Origin of the sequence: Luteimicrobium xylanilyticum (assembly GCF_009429125.1) — a bacterium.
In the GTDB taxonomy this organism is placed as follows: domain Bacteria; phylum Actinomycetota; class Actinomycetes; order Actinomycetales; family Cellulomonadaceae; genus Luteimicrobium; species Luteimicrobium xylanilyticum.
Genome location: NZ_CP045529.1, coordinates 3,373,275 through 3,389,884, shown reverse-complemented (window position 1 = coordinate 3,389,884; position 16,610 = coordinate 3,373,275). Strand labels below are relative to the sequence as shown.

Below are 16,610 nucleotides of genomic sequence, written 5' to 3'. Positions count from 1 at the left end.
CCGGTGGCGGTGACGTACCCGACCCCGACCGGGGCGGCCTCCTCCTCGGAGGCCGCCCCCGGTGGGGGCGCCGCACGCGGCCCGAGCCGGCGCGGGATCGCACGCATCCGGCCGTGGCTGCTGCTCGCGCCGGCGCTGATCATCCTCGGGGTGCTGCTCCTGTGGCCCCTCGTGCGGATGACGATGTTCTCGCTGCAGGACTACGGGCTGCGCGAGATCGTCTCGGGGAGCACGAACTGGATCGGGTTCGCGAACTTCACCGAGATCCTCACGTCGCACGACCTGTGGGCCGTCGTCCTGCCGAACACGGTGGGCTTCGCGGTCCTCTCGGTCACCGGGACGGTCGTGTTCGGGACCCTCGTGGCGCTGCTCCTGCAGTCGCTCGGCCCGCGGACCCGCGGCTTCGTGACCGGCGCCATCATGGCGGCGTGGGCGATGCCCGCGGTCACCGGCACCTACGTGTGGGTGTGGATCTTCGACGCCGACCACGGCGTCTTCAACCAGGTCCTCACCTCGCTCGGGCTGATCGACCAGCCCGTCAACTGGTTCACGGACCGCTGGTCGTTCTACGCGATCGTCCTGCTGAACGTGATCCACCACGGCTTCCCGTTCGTCGCCGTCACCGTGCTCGCGGGCCTGCTGGGGGTGCCGCGCGAAATCCACGAGGCCGCCGAGGTCGACGGCGCGGGCGCGTTCCGCCGGTTCTTCCAGATCACGTTCCCGCAGCTCCGCCAGGTGTTCGCGGTCGTGATCATCCTGTCGACGATCTGGGACTTCAAGGTCTTCGCGCAGGTGTACCTCATGCCGGGCGGCGCGGGCTCGAACCGCGACGTCCTCAACCTGGGCGTGTGGTCGTACGTCGAGTCGTTCGGCCAGAACCGCTACGGCTTCGGCTCGGCGATCGCGGTGCTGCTCACGCTCCTGCTGCTCGTCATCACCGCCGTCTACGTGCGGACCATCCTGCGAGAGGAGAAGGAGCTGTGAGGCGTACCTCCACCGCGACCAAGGCGGTCAAGGCCGTCCTCGTCGTCCTGCTCCTGGCGTTCACGCTCTTCCCGACCTACTGGATGCTCGTCAGCGCGTTCGACGACCGCGCCGGGCAGGGCGGCGCCACCCTGTGGCCGCGCGAGTTCACGTTCCACAACTTCTCGTACGTCCTCACGGACGGCGGGTTCGGGACCTTCCTGCGCAACTCGGTCGTCGTGGCGCTCGCTACCGTCGTGATCTCGGGGGTCGTCGCCCTGCTGGCGTCGGTCGCGGTCGCGCGGTTCCGGTTCAGGTTCCGCACCCAGATGCTCATGCTCATCCTCGTGGTGCAGATGGTGCCGCTCGAGGCGCTCGTGATCCCGCTGTTCGTGCAGATCCGCGACCTGCAGCTCCTCGGCACCCTGACGGGCCTGGTGATCGTCTACGTGTCGCTCGCGCTGCCGTTCGGGATCTGGATGCTGCGCGGTTTCGTGGCCGCGGTCCCCGTCGAGCTCGAGGAGGCCGCGTACCTCGACGGCGCGAGCTGGACCCGGATGTTCCGCTCCGTGCTCCTGCCGCTCGTGGCGCCCGGCCTCGTCGCGACCAGCATCTTCAGCTTCATCACCGCCTGGAACGAGTTCATCTTCGCGATGACCCTGCTGGGCGGCGAGGCCGACAAGTACACGGTCGCGATCGGCCTCAAGTCGTTCTTCCAGCAGAACTCGAACGACTGGGGCGCGATCATGGCCGGCTCGACCATCATCACCGTGCCCGTGATGGTGTTCTTCATCCTGGTCCAGAAGCGGTTGTCCGCCGGGCTGGTCGCCGGGGCGGTCAAGGGATGAGCGGCCCGGGCGTGGCCGACGGCGGTACGACCGACGCTGAGCTGGAGCGGCTCGCGGCGAGCGTGCTGCTGCCGGGGTTCGTGGGCCGGACCGTGCCGGCCTGGCTGGCGCGCGCGCTCGACGGCGGCCTGGCCGGCGTCGTCCTGTTCGCCCAGAACCTCGACCCCGACGACCCGGCGCAGCCCGCGCGTCTCGCGGCGGAGCTGCGGTCGCACGCCGACGCGCCCGTCGTCGCGGTCGACGAGGAGGGCGGCGTCGTGACGCGGCTCGAGTCGGTGCACGGCTCGACCCTCCCGTCACCCGCCCAGCTCGGCCTCGTCGACGACGTCGCGCTCACCGAGGCGGTCGCCCGCGAGCTCGGTGAGCGCGTCCGTGCGGCCGGGGGGACGCTCGTCCTCGCGCCCGACGCCGACGTCGCGTCCGACCCGCGCAACCCCGTGATCGGGCCGCGCGCGTTCGGCTCCGACCCGGCGCTGGTCGCGCGGCACGTCGCGGCCTCCGTGCGCGGGATCCAGGCCGCCGGCGTCGGGGCGTGCGCCAAGCACTGGCCCGGGCACGGCGCGACGACCGTGGACTCGCACCTCGCGCTGCCGTCCGTGCCGCGCGCCGTGCTCGACGCCGGGCACGACGTCCCGTTCCGGGCCGCGGTCGACGCGGGGGTCGCGGCCGTGATGACGGCGCACGTCGTCGTGCCCGAGGCGGGCCCGGCCCCCGCGACCGTGAACCCGGCCCTGATCGGCGAGCTGCGCGCGCTCGGCTTCGACGGCCCCGTCGTGACGGACGCGATCGACATGGCTGCGATCCGCGTCACCTACGGCACGCCCGCCGGGGCGGTCGCCGCGCTACGGGCGGGCGTCGACCTCGTCTGCCTCGGCAACCCGGGCTTCGTCCCCGCCGGCGGCTCTGCCGGCTCTGCCGGTTCGTACGACGACGAGGCGCTCTACCTGGCGGTACACAGCGCCGTCGTCGATGCTGTCCGGGAGGGCAACCTCGACCGCGACCGGCTGGAGCAGGCGTCGCTGCGTGTCGCGACACTGCGCGTCTCCGGGAACGGCGGTCCGACGGCGGCGGGCGCTGCGAAGCCCGTCGCCGCCGGGCCGGAACCCGGCCGGTCCTCCGACGAGGCCGTTCGCGGCCTCGATCTCGACCGGGCCGCCGCCCGCGTCGCGGACGCCGTCCTGGTCCGCACGCTCCCGGCCCGGCCGGTGCCGTTCGGCACGGTCCGCGACGCGCGTGCCGCCGCGACCGCCGCCGTCGCCTCGCGCGCACACCCGGTCGTCCCCGCGCTCGACCGGCACGCGACGCCCGGCGCGCCCGGCGTGGCCGTCGTCGTCGACCGGCTCACGGACCGCAAGCAGCGCGCCGCCGTGCAGTGGCTGCGCGAGCAGGGGCGGTTGGCGCTCGTCGTCGACGTCGGCGCGCCGGGCGCCCACGTGCCTGGCTCCGTGGTGCGGGCAGGCGTGCCGCGCGTCCCGCTCGGTGCGGACTCCCGGTTCTCCGTGCGCGTCCTCGACCGCGTCCTGGCCGGGCTGGCCGCGGCGGCGCCCGACGACGGCGCAGCGGCCGCGCGTGCCGCCCGCGCCCCCGCGCGGGGGGCGCTGCGATGAGGGTGCTGGCCCTGCAGTCGGGGACGTCCGCGGACGGCATCGACGCGGCGCTCGTCGAGGTCGCGGCCTCGGGCGAGCGGCGGCGTCCCGCGCTGGACGTGCGCGTGGTCGACGTGCGGACCGTCCCGTGGGAGCCCGCGTCCCGCGAGGTCGTGCTCGACGCGGTCGACGGCGGGCCGCTCGACCCGGCCGGCTGGTGCCGGCTCGAGACGACGGTCGGGCAGGCGCTCGCCGAGGCGGGCCGCGCCGTCGTCGCGGCGACCGGGCCCGTGGAGCTCGTGGTCTCGCCCGGCCAGACGGTCTTCCACGGGGTCGAGGACGGCCGCACTTGGGGCACGCTCCAGGTGGGGCAGCCTGCGTGGCTCGCCGAAGCCCTCGAGACGCCCGTCCTGTTCGACGTGCGCGTCGCCGACGTCGCGGCCGGGGGAGCCGGCGCCCCGCTGATCGCCGCGTTCGACCGGCTCTGGCTGCGGGACCTCGCGGCCGACGCCGGGCCCGGCGGCGTCGCGACCCTCAACATCGGCGGGATCGCCAACGTCCAGCGCGTGCGTCCGGACGGCGTCGACGCGTTCGACACCGGTCCCGGCAACGGGCTGCTCGACGCGGTCGTCCGGCGAGCGACCGGCCGCCCCTACGACGCCGACGGCGCCCTGGCGCGGGCCGGGCACGTGGACGAGACGTTGCTCGCCGCGCTGCTCGACCACCCCTACTTCCACCGCCCGCCCACGACGACGGGCCGGGAGACCTTCTCGCTCGCCGTCGTCGACGCCGCGCTCGACCGGGCGCGCGCCGCGGGGCGCGAGATCACGCTCGAGGACCGGTGCGCGACGCTCGTCGAGCTGACCGCGCGGACCGTCGCGCGCGGCGTCTCGGGCCTCGGTGGTCCGCTGCCGGGGCTCGTGATCGGGTCGGGTGGCGGCATGCGCAACCCCGCCCTGGTGGCTGCGATCGGCGCCGCCCTTGACGGGGAGCTCGGCGCCGGCGCGGTGCGGCTCGAGTCCAGCGCGGCCCATGGCATCGACCCGGACGCGCGCGAGGCCGTGATGTTCGCGGTCCTCGGCTACCTGTCGGCACGGCGGCTCCCGCTCGACCTGCCGACGCGTGCCTGCGGGGAGCCGCGGGTCGCCGGGCACCTCGCGGGCTGGGCGTTCGCAGGGGCGGCGTTCTGGGACGCGCTCGCCGAAGAGATCGACGACGTCGCCCGGCTCACCGTGACGACCGCTGCGGAGACGGCGTCATGACCCGCGTCGTCGGGGTGGACCTCGGCAAGACGGCGTGCCGCGTCGCGGTGCGTGACGACGACGGGGTGCGCACGGGCGAGGCGCCCGGCGCACCGGGGCTCGCGTCGCCCGACGGCGTCGCACGTGCGCTGGCGTCGGTGCTCGCCGCGCTGGGGGCGGCGACGGGCGCCGCGACGCCGACCGGGCTGGGGGCGGTCGGTGTCGGGGCGGCGGGGGCGCTCGCGGCCCCCGACGACGCGGCACGGCTGGCGGCCGGCCTCGCCGCAGCCGTCCGCGCACCCGTCGCGGTCACGTCCGACGCGACCGTCGCGCACGCCGGCGTCTTCGGCGGTCGTGCCGGGACCGTGGTGGCGGTGGGCACCGGGACGGTGCTCGTCACGCTCGACGACGCCGGGACGTTCCGGACCCTCGACGGCTGGGGCCCGTGGCTCGGCGACGACGGCAGCGGGTCGTGGCTCGGCCGCGCCGGCCTGCGCGCGGTACTGAGCGCAGCCGAGGGACGCGGCGAGCCGACCGCCCTGACCGAACGGGCGCGCGTCTGGGGCGGTGAGCCCGCGGCGCTCCCGGGACTCGTCGCCGCCTCCGACGCACCCGCGCGGACCCTCGCGTCGTTCGCGCCCGAGGTCCTGGTCGCCGCGCGCGACGGTGACGCGGTCGCGCGGGCGGTCGTCGCCGCCGGGGTCCGGGCCGTCGCCGACGCGTGCTCCCACGCCGCCGCGCCCTACGCGCTCCTCGGCGGGATCGCGACCGCCGAACCGTACGCGTCGGCGCTGCGGGACGCCCTCGGGTCGGGCCGCGTCGTCACGCCCGACCCGGCCCCGCCCGACGACTCCCGCATCGAGCCCGCCCTCCAGGGCGCGCTGCTCCTCGCGACCGACCCCACGACCCCCTACGAGAGGACGGTGAGCCGCCGTGACCCGGTCTGACCGCATCGCCCGCCTGCGCACCGAGCTGGAAGGGCTCACGACCGAGCGCGCCGCCGCCGAGTTCGCCGACCTGGACGTCCTGCCCACCCGCGACGTCGTCCGGGTCATGCTCGACGACGGCCGCCAGGTCGCCGACGCCGTCCTGGCCCGCGCCGACGAGATCGCCCGCGCCGTCGACCTCGTGGCCGACCGGATGAGCCGTGGAGGCCGCCTGCTCTACCTCGGTGCCGGCACGCCGGGGCGCCTCGGGGTGCTCGACGCGAGCGAGATCCCGCCCACGTTCGGCGTCGACCCGAGCCGCGTCGTCGGGATCATCGCCGGCGGCCCGTCCGCGCTGGTCAGCTCGATCGAGGGCGCCGAGGACGACGCCGCCCTGGGCGCCGCCGACCTCGAGGCCGCCCACCTGGGCCCGGACGACGTCGTCGTCGGGATCACCGCGTCCGGACGCACGCCCTACGTCGTCGGGGGGCTCGCGCACGCGCGGACCGTCGGCGCGGGGACCGTCGCGGTCGCCTGCAACGTCGGGACGCCCGTCGCGGCGCTCGCGGACGTGGGGATCGAGGTCGTCGTCGGGCCCGAGGTCGTGGCCGGCTCGACCCGGCTCAAGGCGGGCACCGCGCAGAAGCTCGTGCTCAACGCGATCTCGACCGTGACGATGATCCGGCTCGGCAAGACCTACGCCGGGCACATGGTCGACCTGCAGACGTCCAACGAGAAGCTCCGCGCCCGCGGCGAGCGGACGGTCATGCTGATCACGGGCGTGGACGAGGACACGGCGCGGGATGCGCTGCGTGCCACCGACGGGGCGGTCAAGGCTGCCATCCTGGTCTCCATGAAGGACCTGACGGGCCGGCAGGCGCTGGACCTGCTCGCGGCGCACGGCGGCCGCCTGCGCGACGCGCTCGAGGCGACCGCGTGAGCGACGTCCTGCTCGAGATCCGGCGCTCGCTCGAGGCGCCGCGCGCGGCCGAGGCCCGGGTCGCGCAGCTCGTCGCGGGCAACCCCGAGATCGTCGCGGCGTCGACCATCACCGAGATCGCGCGCGAGTCGGGCGCGTCGCAGGCGACGGTCGCTCGCTACTGCCAGACGCTGGGGTATCGGGGGTACCGGGACTTCCGGCTGGCCGTCGTCGAGGCGCTGTCGCGCGAGGGCGCCGCACGCGACCACTTCCACATCGACGACGCCGAGATCGACCCCACCGACACCGCCGCCGAGACGGTCGCCAAGGTCGTCTTCCAGGAGGTCCAGGCGCTGCGGGCGCTCGGGGAGCAGCTCGACGTGGACGCCGTCGACCGCGTCGTCGAGGCGCTGCTCGGCTCGCGGCGCGTCGAGCTCTACGGCGCCGGGGCGTCGGGCCTCGCGGCGCAGGACCTGTTCCAGAAGCTGTCGCGCGTCCGGTTCGCCGTCGGGTGCTCGTCGGACGTGCACCAGACCCTCGCCCAGGTCGCGCTGCTCGAGCCCGGCGACGTCGCGATCGGGTTCACGCACTCCGGGGCGACGCACGAGACCCTCGACGTGCTCGCCGCCGCCCGGGCCGCGGGTGCCACGACCGTCGCCGTGACCAACGGCACCGGGACGTCCGTCGACCGGCACGCCGACGTCGTGCTCACCACGCAGGTCCGCGAGAGCCTGTTCCGCGCCGGCGCGATGGTGAGCCGGACCGCGCAGCTCGCGATCGTGGACATCCTGTTCGTGCGCGTCGTGCAGAAGAGCTTCGACACGTCCGCGGACGCCCTGCGCCGCACCTACGAGGCCGTGGCTCCCCACCGCCCCGCCCGCTGACCGCGAGGTATACCGGCGGCCGTACTACTTCGTGAGGTAGTACGGCCGCCGGTATACCTCGCGGTCAGAGGGAGCGGGCGTGCGCGACCAGGCGGTCGGAGAGCGCGTCGAACGCGGGGTCGACGTCCTGGTAGTGCGGGTGCGCGTCGAACCAGGCGACCTGCTCGACGGCGCCCTCGTCGTACGTCGTCGTGGTCCGGAAGCCCGGGACGAGCGCGCGGACCTTGGCGTTGTCGAAGACCATCGAGTGCGCCTTGTCGCCCAGCAGCCCGGGCCCGTGCTCGGGCGCGGCGAGCGCGATGGTCTCGGAGGCGACGTGCACGAGCTCCGGCTCGACGCCCGCGGCCTGCCCGAGCCACGTGTAGACCTGGTCCCAGGTGGGGGTGTGGTCGCCGGTCAGGGTGAACGCCTCGCCGAGCGCGGCGGGGTGGCCCAGCAGCCCGGCGAGCCCGACGGCGGCGTCCTTCGCGTGGGTCAGCGTCCACAGGCTGGTGCCGTCCCCGTGCACGACGACGGGCTTGCCGGCCCGCATCCGGGCGACGTCCGTCCAGCCTCCCAGGGTGGGCAGGATGGTCCGGTCGTAAGTATGGGACGGCCGGATGATCGTGGCGGGGAAGCCGCGGTCGCGGTACGCGGCGACGAGCAGGTCCTCGCAGGCCGCCTTGTCGCGCGAGTACTGCCAGAACGGGTTGCGCAGCGGCGTCGACTCGGTCACGGGCAGGCGCGACGGCGGCTTCTGGTAGGCCGACGCCGAGCTGATGAACACGTACTGGCCGACGCGCCCGTCGAACCGCTCGACGTCGGCGGCGACGTGCTCGGTCGTGAACGCCATGAACTGCGCGACGACGTCGAACTCCTCGCCACCGAGCGCGTCGTCCAGCGACGCGGGCTCACGCAGGTCGCCGGTGAGGCGACGGACGTCGTCGGGCAGGGGGCGCAGGGTGGTCGTGCCACGGTTGAGGACGGTCACCTGGTGCCCGGCCTCGACCGCGCGGTGGACGGTGGCGGCGGAGATCACACCGCTGCCGCCGAGGAACAGGATCCGCTTCGTCGCCGTCATGCCCCGATCATCGCATTGGAGCGGGCGCCCATCGCAACGATTCGATCACCGGGCCTCGGTGTGCCCCGGAGGCAGGTCACGCGGCGCCGGGCGTGGAGGCGACGGGATCAGGCAGCACCTTGTGCAGCAGGGGCTTGTTCACCTTCTCGTTGAAGAAGTCGATGAGCGGCCCGGTGAAGAACGCCGTCATGACGGTTCCGACGCCGACCGGGCCCGCGAGGACCAGCGCGAGCGCGACGAACAGGAGGTCCTGTGCGACGCGCACCGCCCGGTAGCGCAGGCCGGAGTGCTCGACGACGATCGGTGCGATCGCGTCGTACGGGGACGTCCCGATCCCCGCGGTCATGTAGGCGGACGCGCCCGCGGTGAAGAGCAGGATCCCGACGACGAACAGCACCGCCTGGAGCACGTGCCCTGGCACGTCGGGCACGTGCGGCTCGAGCAGTGCCGCGAACCACTGGACGAAGAATCCCGTCATGACCATGTTGATGACGGTGCCCAGGCCGATGTAGGAGCGTCCCCAGATCACGACCGGCACCAGCAGCACGATGTTGACCATGAGCTGGTAGAGGCCGAGGTCGAGCCCCAGGTGGGAGCTGGCCCCGATGTTCGCGGCCGTGAACGGGTCCACGCCCACCTGCGCGCTGAGGAGGGTCGCGGAGCCTGCGGCGAGGACCGCGACACCGGCGAGCGCCCACAGCGCCCTGAGGAGCAGGGGCAGGAGCCGCGGAGCCGGGGGGTTCTCGCTCGCCATGATGAAACGTTAGGCACGGGCTTCGGTCGTGGCGACCGGAGCGTGCTCGACGCGCTCGCTCCCGGTTGCGGCCAGTGAGGCCCGTGGTGACCGTGGATCCAGGGGGAGACCGCCCCCTGGTCCACCGATGCCCAACCTTGGGGGAGACATGACCGATTACGCCGCCGTCATCACGTTCCCGTCGAACAGCGTGACCTACGAAGTGTTCAGCAAGGCCAGAGAGGCGTCCGGGGACTACGGGCTTCAGGCCGCGGCGATCGTCGAGCGCAGCGCCGACGGTCAGCTCAAGGTCGCGGAGGGAGACGACTCGGTCATCGGGAGCGCGACCCTCGGGGGATCGCTCATCGGGGTGCTGATCGGTGTCCTCGGTGGTCCCGTCGGCACCCTCCTCGGCCTTGCGGTCGGCGCGACGGGAGGAGCCCTCGTGGACGCGACGCGCGCCGACCAGGGTGACGAGATCCTCGTCTCGTTCGCCCAGGCCGTCCCGGCCGGGTCGAACGCGATCGTCGCGGAGACCTCGGAGGCCGACACCTCGGTGCTCGACGGCTTCGTCACCCAGCACGGCGGCACCATCGCGCGTCGTCCCCTGGACGACGTCATCGCCGAGCTCGAGGCGAACGAGGAGGCCGCCGACGAGGCCGCCAAGGCCGCGCGCAAGGCGCTCCGCGAGAAGAAGAAGGCGGAGCGGGCCGAGTCGCGCAGCGAACGGGTCGAGGCTCTCAAGGCCAAGTTCCACCACGACGCCTGACGAGAGGCACGGTGGGGCCGGTCGCCGTCAGGCGCGCCGGCCCCCTCCGGCCGCTGCGGGCGCGAGGACGAGTCGGCGCCCGGCGACCTGCTCGACGACGCCCGCGTACGCTGCGACCATGCGCGTCCGGCTGAACCGGGGTCGGCTGCGCACGAGCGCGGGCGTCAGCTCGTCGCGTCGTGCGGCGCCCTCGGCCCAGCCGGCCGCGACGGCGTGCGGGTCGCGGGCCACCACGAGCCCGATGCCTTCGACGATGCGCGCGCTGTCACCCACGTCCGTCGTGACGGGCACGGCCCCGCACATCGCGCCCTCGATGAGGCACAACGGCGCGGCCTCGCCGAACGACGACGTGAGCGCGACGACGTCGGCGATCGCGAGCACCGACGGGACGTCGTGTCGCACGCCGAGCAGGTGGAGGCGCTCGAGCAGGTCGGGGCGGTCGCCGAACGCCCGTGCGACGTCGTCCACCAGCCCGGGGTTCGCGAGGCTCATCCCGGCGCCGCACGCGACGACGTGGGCGCCGTCGTCGGCGGCGAGGTGGACGCGCGCGGCCGCGAGGAACAACGGCACGTCCTTCATGGTGTCGTAGCGTGCGGCGAGCACGACCACCGACGCGTCGACCGGGATCCCCGACCGCACCCGCAGTGTCGCGCGCCGCCCGACGCCCGCCGGCCGGAACCGCACGAGGTCGACGCCGTTGGGGATCACGGTGAGCAGGTGCTCGGGCACCCCGGCGGCCGCGTAGGCGTCGCGGGTCGACCAGGCGCAGCACACGGCGCCCGCGAGCCGGCCCGACGCCGCCGCCTCCCGGAGGTCCGTGAGCCCGCGTCCCGAGTGCTCGGGATCCGAGCGGTGCAGGCACGCGACGACGGGGACGTCGGGGAAGGCGTCGGTCCGTACCAGCCGCAGCGGCTGTTCCTTGAGCGTGAGGACGACGTCGGACGCCGCGGCGTGACGGGCGGCGACGGAGAGCTCGACCTGGTCGAAGTCCCGGTCCGCGGGGACGTCCCAGCCGCGGCCGAGCGTCGAGACGCGGACACCGGCCCGGTGCAGGGCCTGGTAGCGGGGGTCGTCGACCATGCGCTGGCGCAGGCTCTCGCGCTGCACCTCGCGGTGGATTGCCAGCACGCGGTGGGACTGGGTCCCGCCCGAGTGCAGTCCCGCGACCACGCTCGTGTGCAGGGCGCGGGCGCCCCCGCTGAAGAACCCTTCGTACACCGACAGCACCCGCACCGGCCTCGTGGTCATGCGCCACCTCCTTGCGGCGAGCATGAGGGCCCGCCGTGGCCGGCGGATGACGGCGCTGTTACGTCCGCGTCAACGCTGGGCGAGCGCCCGGACGGTTCGCTCCGCCTCGGCGGGGTTCATGGGCCGGCACCCGAGCGCGACCCACTTCCGGACGAGCGCGGGCTCGGCGCGCAGCAGCGCCCATCCGCGGCGCAGCAGGGTGACCGGCGGCTTGCGCATCTCGCCGAGGTCGCGCAGCAGCCGGTACCAGGCGGTGACGACGCGCGGGCGGCGCAGGCAGATGGCGTCCGCGAGGATGCCCTCGGCGCGGCAGGCGTCGACGAGCTCGGCGGCGAAGATGCCCTCCGCGACGATCAGCGGCGCGCCCGACGCGTCGAGCGTCGTGGTCCCGGTGCGCCGGGACGTCGAGATGTCGTAGACCGGGACCTCCGTGTGCCCCTCGCGGCACAGCCGCTCGAGCGCCGCGAGGGCCGCCGCGCCGTCCCAGCTCGCGGGGTCGTCCCAGTCGACGATGCCGAAGCGGTGGGGCAGGTCGGGGTGGTCGAGGTCCAGGTAGAAGTCGTCGAGCGCGACGACCGGGAGCCCGAGCCGTCGGGTGAGCGACGTCTTGCCCGAGCCGGAGGCCCCTGTGAGGAGGACGACGCGGCGGGCCGGCACGCGGGCGCCGTCGGGCAGGGGGAAGAGGGCGGGCTCGCGCTCCGCGGGGGCTGCTTCCTCGGTCACCGTTGCATTGTCTCAGCGCAGTTAACGATCCGTGAACAGTTGTTCCATGGAAGCCGATTTCGTGAACCACACGTCCATGAGGGCGCTAGCATCGCTGGCGTGAACCGCCCCGCAGTGCTCCTGCTCGACTTCGACGGCACCGTCTGCGTCGGTGACGGCCCCGTCCGCGCCTACGCGGACGCCGTCGTGACCGCCGTCCTCGACGCCGCCACCACCGACACCGACGGTGCCCCGGGACGATCCTTCTCCGACGACCTGCGCCAGGGGCTCGAGGCGTACCTCGACTCCGCCGCGGTCGCGGCGGCCTCCGACGGCCCGCTCGCCGCCGACGTGCCCCCCGTCGACGGGTACGCCGCCGTCGCCGCCCTCGCCGCCCGCCACGCGACCCCCGCCCAGCTCGACGCCGCGTACGCCGCGTCGCGCGAGGCGCTCGCGACGTCGGGCCTCGAGGTCGCCGCCCCCGAGGGCCTGGTCGCCCTCCTCGACGAGCTCGGCCCGCACGTCGAGCGGGTCCTCGTCACCAACGCCCGGGCGCGCGGCGTCACCGAGACCCTCGTGAGGCTCGGCCTCGCGGACGTGCTCGACGACGTCGTCACGTCGGCCGCCAAGCCCGCGGGCTGGGACCGCATCCTGCCCGCGTACCTCGCCGGCCGGCCCTCCGAGGCCGTGCTCGCCGTCGGCGACGTGTGGCGCAACGACGTCGAGCCCCCGCTCGCCGCCGGCTGCGCGACCGCGCTCATCGACCGCTTCGGTCATCGCCCCGGGCCCGCGCACGCGGCCGCCCGGACCTTCGAGGAGCTCTACCCGGCGATCCGGGAGTGGGCGGCCGACCCGGCCGGGTTCGTCGCCCGCCACGCGCCCGTCGTCCACGAGCTCACCGCCGTCTGACCCACCCCGAACAACAACCCCGTCACCCCGGCGGGACAGAACAGAACGGGAACGCCATGAACATCGCACGTGCACGACTCGCGGGGCTCGTCGGCGCCGCGGCGCTCGCCACGTCCCTCGTCCTCGCCGGCTGCGGCGCGTCCCAGGAGGACGCGTCGTCGGGCGGCGGCTCGGGGACCGGGACCACGGGCGCGTCCGCGCCCTGCACCGGCAAGTCCGACGACGGCGCCAAGGACCCGACCGGCCTCACCCTGGCGCTCGTCCCGTCGGGCGACGCGAAGAAGCTCGTCGAGACGGTCAAGCCGCTCGAGGAGGCGCTGACGCAGCGCCTCGGGATCCCCGTCAAGGGCGTCATCACGCAGGACTACCAGGCCGCGGTCGAGGCGATCGGCTCGAACCAGGCCCAGATCGGCATGCTGCCGAGCCTCCAGATGAGCCAGGCCTGCGACAAGTACGGGGCCGTCCCCGCGCTGCAGACGCAGCGCAACGGCAAGTCCACGTACGCGGCGCAGTTCATGACGAACGACCCCGACAAGTACTGCTCCGACACCCCCGTCAAGGGCAAGAACGGGATGCTGTACTGCAACGGCACCCAGTCCGGGACGGGCCCCGCCGGGCTCGACTCGCTCAAGAAGATGAAGGGCGCGACCGTCTCGCTGCTCCAGGCCGCCTCGCCGGCGGGCTACATCTTCCCGGTGGCCGCGATGAAGAAGGAGGGCCTCGACGTCGACAAGGACGTCAAGGTCGTCCAGGTGACCGCGAACGACGCGAGCGTCCTCGCCGTCTACAACAAGGACGCCGAGGTCGGGACGAGCTACTGGGACGCCCGTGAGGTCGTCGAGGGCGACACCCCCGACGTGGGCCAGAAGGTCGTCGTGTTCGCGCTGACCGACGAGATCCCCAACGACGGGGTGTCGATCTCGGCCGGCCTCAGCAAGACGTGGCAGACCAAGATCGCGGACGCGATGAAGGACTACGCCTCCACGCCCGAGGGTGTGAAGGCTCTGACGGCGATCTACCAGATCACCGGTCTCGTCGACGCCGACCCGGCCAAGCTGAGCGAGACTCAGCAGGTGGCCGCGTCGATCGGCCTCGGCTGACGCTCGGCCCACTCGGCCGGCACCGTGGTGCCGGGCGGCGCAGCGACCCTGCGCCGCCCGGCACCCGCAACCAACGGGCACACCAGGGAAGGACCAGCCCATGAGCGGGCATCACGACGACGACGGCGCGCGCGGCGCGGGCATCCGCTTCGAGCACGTGAACGTCACGTACCCGAACGGCTACCAGGGCCTGCGCGACGTGTCGCTGACCATCGAGCCGGGGGAGATGGTCGCCGTCGTCGGGCTCTCGGGCGCCGGGAAGTCCACGCTCGTGCGGACCATCAACGGTCTGGTCCCGATCACGTCGGGCGAGATCACCGTGGGCGACGTCTCCGACGGCGCCGCGGCCGACGGCGCGGCGGCGGGGGAGACCTACCGCCTCTCGACGCTGCGCGGGGCGGCCCAGCGCCGGCTGCGCAGCGAGGTCGGGATGGTCTTCCAGAGCTTCAACCTCGCGCGCCGCACGACGGTCCTCAACAACGTGCTCGTCGGCCGCCTGCACCACACCCCGACCTGGCGCAGCCTCCTGGGGGCGTGGCGCGCGGACGACGTCGAGCTCGCGATGCAGGCGCTCGAGCGGGTCGAGATCGTCCAGAAGGCGTACTCCAACGCGTCGGAGCTGTCGGGCGGGCAGCAGCAGCGCGTCGCCATCGCGCGCACGCTCGCGCAGCAGCCGCGCGTGATCCTCGCCGACGAGCCCGTGGCCTCGCTCGACCCGCCCACGTCGCACGTGGTGATGCGGGACCTGCAGCGCATCAACGCGGACCTCGGCATCACCGTCGTCGTGAACCTGCACTTCCTGGACCTGGCCCGGCGCTACGGGCAGCGGATGATCGGCCTGCGCGCCGGCGAGGTCGTCTACGACGGGCCCGCCGCGGACGCCGACGAGTCGACGCTCGAGGAGATCTACGGCCGGTCGCTCACCGCCGAGGACGTGCTCGACGCCCCGCCGGCGGTGCTCGAGTGAGCGCCGTCGCGGCCGCGCCCGGGGCTGCCCACCGGCCAGGGGCGTCCGCACGGCCGACGAAGCCCCGCCGCTGGCCTGCGCGTGTCGTCGTGCTCGCGGTGCTCGTGGCCATCACGGCGTGGGCGTGGGTCGCGGTCGACGTCGACCTGGGCGCCCTCGCGCGCAACTTCAGCAACGCGCAGAACACCCTCGTCCAGCTCTTCCAGCCCGACTACTCGTTCTTCGGCGAGACCCTGCAGCCACTCCTCGAGACCGTCCAGATGGCCGTGATCGGCACGGCCGTGGGCTGCGCCGTCTCGCTCCCGCTGTCGTTCCTCGCGTCGCGCGCGACGAACCCGAACGGCCCGCTGCTCGGGTTCGTGCGGACCGTGATGAACGTCGTCCGGTCCATCCCCGACCTGCTGTACGCGTCGATCTTCGTGACCGTCGTCGGGACGGGCGCGCTCTCCGGCGTGCTGTCCCTGTTCCTGTTCAACCTGGGGATCATGGTCAAGCTCGTGTCCGAGGCGCTCGACGGCGTGGACCGCGGCGGCCAGGAAGCCGCGCTCGCCTCGGGTGCGACCTGGCTCCAGGCGGACCGCGCCGCGATGCTCCCCGAGGTCGCGCCGCAGTACGTCTCGCAGACGATCTACGTGCTCGAGCTCAACATCCGTGCGTCGACGGTCATCGGCCTCGTCGGGGCCGGCGGCCTCGGCATGCTCATCGACCGCGTCCGCACGTTCTACCAGTACCACTACCTGTCGCTCGTGATCCTCGAGATCCTCGTCCTGGTCCTCCTGCTCGAGCTCCTCAGCTCGGCCGCACGCAAGAGGCTCGTCCGGTGAGCGCCCCGACCCTCGCGGCCCCGCGCCCCACGACCACGCAGGACCGGCCCCGCAAGCCCGCGCACGTCGGGCGCAAGGTGCTGTGGCTGGTCGTGGTGGCCGTCGTCGTCGCCGCGTTCTGGGGCGTCGACATCTCGTGGGACGCCCTGTGGGACATGCCGGGCAAGCTCTGGCACTACCTCGGGCTCATGTTCCTGCCGCCCGCCTGGTCCCAGCTCCCCGCCGCCCTGTCCGCGACGATGCTCTCGGTCGCGATGGCGTGGTTCGGCACGGCGCTCGGCGTCGTGATCTCGTTCCCGCTCAGCCTGCTCGCGACGCGCGGCCTCGCGCCGGTCGCCGTGCGCTGGCCGCTGCGGGCGGTGTTCGCGCTGCTCCGCGCCGTCCCCGAGGTCGTCATCGCGGTCCTCATGCTCTCGGTCACCGGGCTGACGGCCTTCACGGGTGCCCTCGCGATCGCGATCGGGTCCGTCGGCACGCTCGGCAAGTGGGGCTACGAGGCGTTCGAGGCCGTCGACGGCGGCGCGACCGAGGCCGCCACGGCCGCCGGGGCGTCGCGCGCCCAGGTGATGCGGTGGGGCGTCTGGCCGAACGCGGCGCCCGAGGTCCTCGCGTTCTGGCTCTACCGGTTCGAGATCTCCGTGCGCGCGTCCGCGATCCTCGGCCTCATCGGCGCCGGCGGCATCGGCAAGATGCTCGTCGACAACATCCAGTTCCGCGTCTGGGACGTCGTCGGCATCCTCATGCTCGTCGTCGTGGTCGTCACGATGCTCATCGACCAGATCTCCGGGACCGTGCGGCACCGCATCATCACCGGGCGCTGGGAGGTGCCCGTCGTCACGGCGCTGCGCCGCCGGTCCGTCCGCGCAGCCCGCCTCGAGGCGTCGCCCAGCGTGCTCGAGGACGAGAGCCGGGACGGGACCGTAGGGTGACC

17 protein-coding genes are annotated in these 16,610 nt (G+C 73.9%); 13 read left to right on the top strand and 4 right to left on the bottom strand.

Annotated features, from left to right (window positions below):
* Nucleotides 1-9: 9 nt before the first annotated feature.
* Genes KDY119_RS15005 through KDY119_RS14975 form a run of 7 tightly spaced genes read left to right on the top strand, consistent with a single transcriptional unit; the run spans nt 10 to nt 7,367 of the window.
* Nucleotides 10-984 carry a carbohydrate ABC transporter permease gene (locus KDY119_RS15005; protein ID WP_083890747.1) on the top strand — a complete coding sequence of 325 codons (975 nt, stop codon included), beginning with the start codon at nt 10-12 and terminating at the stop codon, nt 982-984.
* Nucleotides 981-1,811 carry a carbohydrate ABC transporter permease gene (locus KDY119_RS15000; RefSeq protein ID WP_036947383.1) on the top strand — a complete coding sequence of 277 codons (831 nt, stop codon included), beginning with the start codon at nt 981-983 and terminating at the stop codon, nt 1,809-1,811. Before KDY119_RS15005 ends, KDY119_RS15000 begins: the two co-directional genes overlap by 4 nt.
* The gene (locus KDY119_RS14995; RefSeq protein WP_153022489.1) at nt 1,808-3,418 is read left to right on the top strand and encodes a glycoside hydrolase family 3 N-terminal domain-containing protein; all 1,611 of its coding nucleotides are present in this window, start codon (nt 1,808-1,810) and stop codon (nt 3,416-3,418) included. The genes KDY119_RS15000 and KDY119_RS14995 overlap by 4 nt, the downstream gene beginning before the upstream one ends.
* Complete coding sequence (locus KDY119_RS14990; RefSeq protein WP_153022488.1) at nt 3,415-4,659, top strand: anhydro-N-acetylmuramic acid kinase; 1,245 nt, start codon at nt 3,415-3,417, stop codon at nt 4,657-4,659. Before KDY119_RS14995 ends, KDY119_RS14990 begins: the two co-directional genes overlap by 4 nt.
* Nucleotides 4,656-5,585, top strand: a complete 930-nt coding sequence (locus KDY119_RS14985) for a BadF/BadG/BcrA/BcrD ATPase family protein (protein ID WP_153022487.1) — start codon at nt 4,656-4,658, stop codon at nt 5,583-5,585. The genes KDY119_RS14990 and KDY119_RS14985 overlap by 4 nt, the downstream gene beginning before the upstream one ends.
* Nucleotides 5,572-6,504: an N-acetylmuramic acid 6-phosphate etherase gene (murQ, locus tag KDY119_RS14980; RefSeq protein WP_153022486.1), complete on the top strand. Its 933-nt coding sequence runs from the start codon at nt 5,572-5,574 to the stop codon at nt 6,502-6,504. Before KDY119_RS14985 ends, murQ begins: the two co-directional genes overlap by 14 nt.
* Nucleotides 6,501-7,367 carry a MurR/RpiR family transcriptional regulator gene (locus KDY119_RS14975; RefSeq protein ID WP_153022485.1) on the top strand — a complete coding sequence of 289 codons (867 nt, stop codon included), beginning with the start codon at nt 6,501-6,503 and terminating at the stop codon, nt 7,365-7,367. The genes murQ and KDY119_RS14975 overlap by 4 nt, the downstream gene beginning before the upstream one ends.
* A gap of 64 nt (nt 7,368-7,431) precedes the next feature.
* On the opposite strand, the gene KDY119_RS14970 is transcribed toward KDY119_RS14975, so the two are convergent.
* Together KDY119_RS14970 and KDY119_RS14965 are read right to left on the bottom strand one after the other, a co-directional pair.
* Nucleotides 7,432-8,427, bottom strand: a complete 996-nt coding sequence (locus KDY119_RS14970; protein ID WP_036947376.1) for an SDR family oxidoreductase — start codon at nt 8,425-8,427, stop codon at nt 7,432-7,434.
* A 76-nt stretch (nt 8,428-8,503) separates the two neighbouring features.
* Nucleotides 8,504-9,181, bottom strand: a complete 678-nt coding sequence (locus KDY119_RS14965; RefSeq protein ID WP_051136282.1) for a YczE/YyaS/YitT family protein — start codon at nt 9,179-9,181, stop codon at nt 8,504-8,506.
* Between the two features lie 148 nt (nt 9,182-9,329).
* On the opposite strand from KDY119_RS14965, the gene KDY119_RS14960 reads away from it, so the two are divergent.
* Nucleotides 9,330-9,929, top strand: coding sequence for a DUF1269 domain-containing protein (locus KDY119_RS14960; protein ID WP_036947374.1), 600 nt, complete (start codon nt 9,330-9,332; stop codon nt 9,927-9,929).
* A gap of 27 nt (nt 9,930-9,956) precedes the next feature.
* Here KDY119_RS14960 and KDY119_RS14955 read toward each other — a convergent pair whose 3' ends face one another.
* Nucleotides 9,957-11,177, bottom strand: a complete 1,221-nt coding sequence (locus KDY119_RS14955) for a glycosyltransferase (RefSeq protein ID WP_036947372.1) — start codon at nt 11,175-11,177, stop codon at nt 9,957-9,959.
* 69 nt (nt 11,178-11,246) lie between these two features.
* Nucleotides 11,247-11,900, bottom strand: a complete 654-nt coding sequence (locus KDY119_RS14950) for an ATP-binding protein (protein WP_051136281.1) — start codon at nt 11,898-11,900, stop codon at nt 11,247-11,249.
* 99 nt (nt 11,901-11,999) lie between these two features.
* Here KDY119_RS14950 and KDY119_RS14945 point away from each other — a divergent pair, with 99 nt between their 5' ends.
* From KDY119_RS14945 to phnE (KDY119_RS14925), 5 genes are all read left to right on the top strand, one after another.
* Nucleotides 12,000-12,788 carry an HAD family hydrolase gene (locus KDY119_RS14945; protein WP_153022484.1) on the top strand — a complete coding sequence of 263 codons (789 nt, stop codon included), beginning with the start codon at nt 12,000-12,002 and terminating at the stop codon, nt 12,786-12,788.
* Between the two features lie 56 nt (nt 12,789-12,844).
* The gene (gene phnD / locus KDY119_RS14940) at nt 12,845-13,888 is read left to right on the top strand and encodes a phosphate/phosphite/phosphonate ABC transporter substrate-binding protein (protein ID WP_036947370.1); all 1,044 of its coding nucleotides are present in this window, start codon (nt 12,845-12,847) and stop codon (nt 13,886-13,888) included.
* A 100-nt stretch (nt 13,889-13,988) separates the two neighbouring features.
* Complete coding sequence (phnC, locus tag KDY119_RS14935) at nt 13,989-14,855, top strand: phosphonate ABC transporter ATP-binding protein (RefSeq protein ID WP_036947368.1); 867 nt, start codon at nt 13,989-13,991, stop codon at nt 14,853-14,855.
* Nucleotides 14,852-15,679, top strand: coding sequence for a phosphonate ABC transporter, permease protein PhnE (gene phnE / locus KDY119_RS14930; protein WP_051136279.1), 828 nt, complete (start codon nt 14,852-14,854; stop codon nt 15,677-15,679). Before phnC ends, phnE (KDY119_RS14930) begins: the two co-directional genes overlap by 4 nt.
* Entirely contained in the window at nt 15,676-16,608 is a 933-nt protein-coding gene (gene phnE, locus KDY119_RS14925) for a phosphonate ABC transporter, permease protein PhnE (protein WP_083890642.1), read from the top strand. The genes phnE (KDY119_RS14930) and phnE (KDY119_RS14925) overlap by 4 nt, the downstream gene beginning before the upstream one ends.
* Nucleotides 16,609-16,610 lie beyond the last annotated feature (2 nt).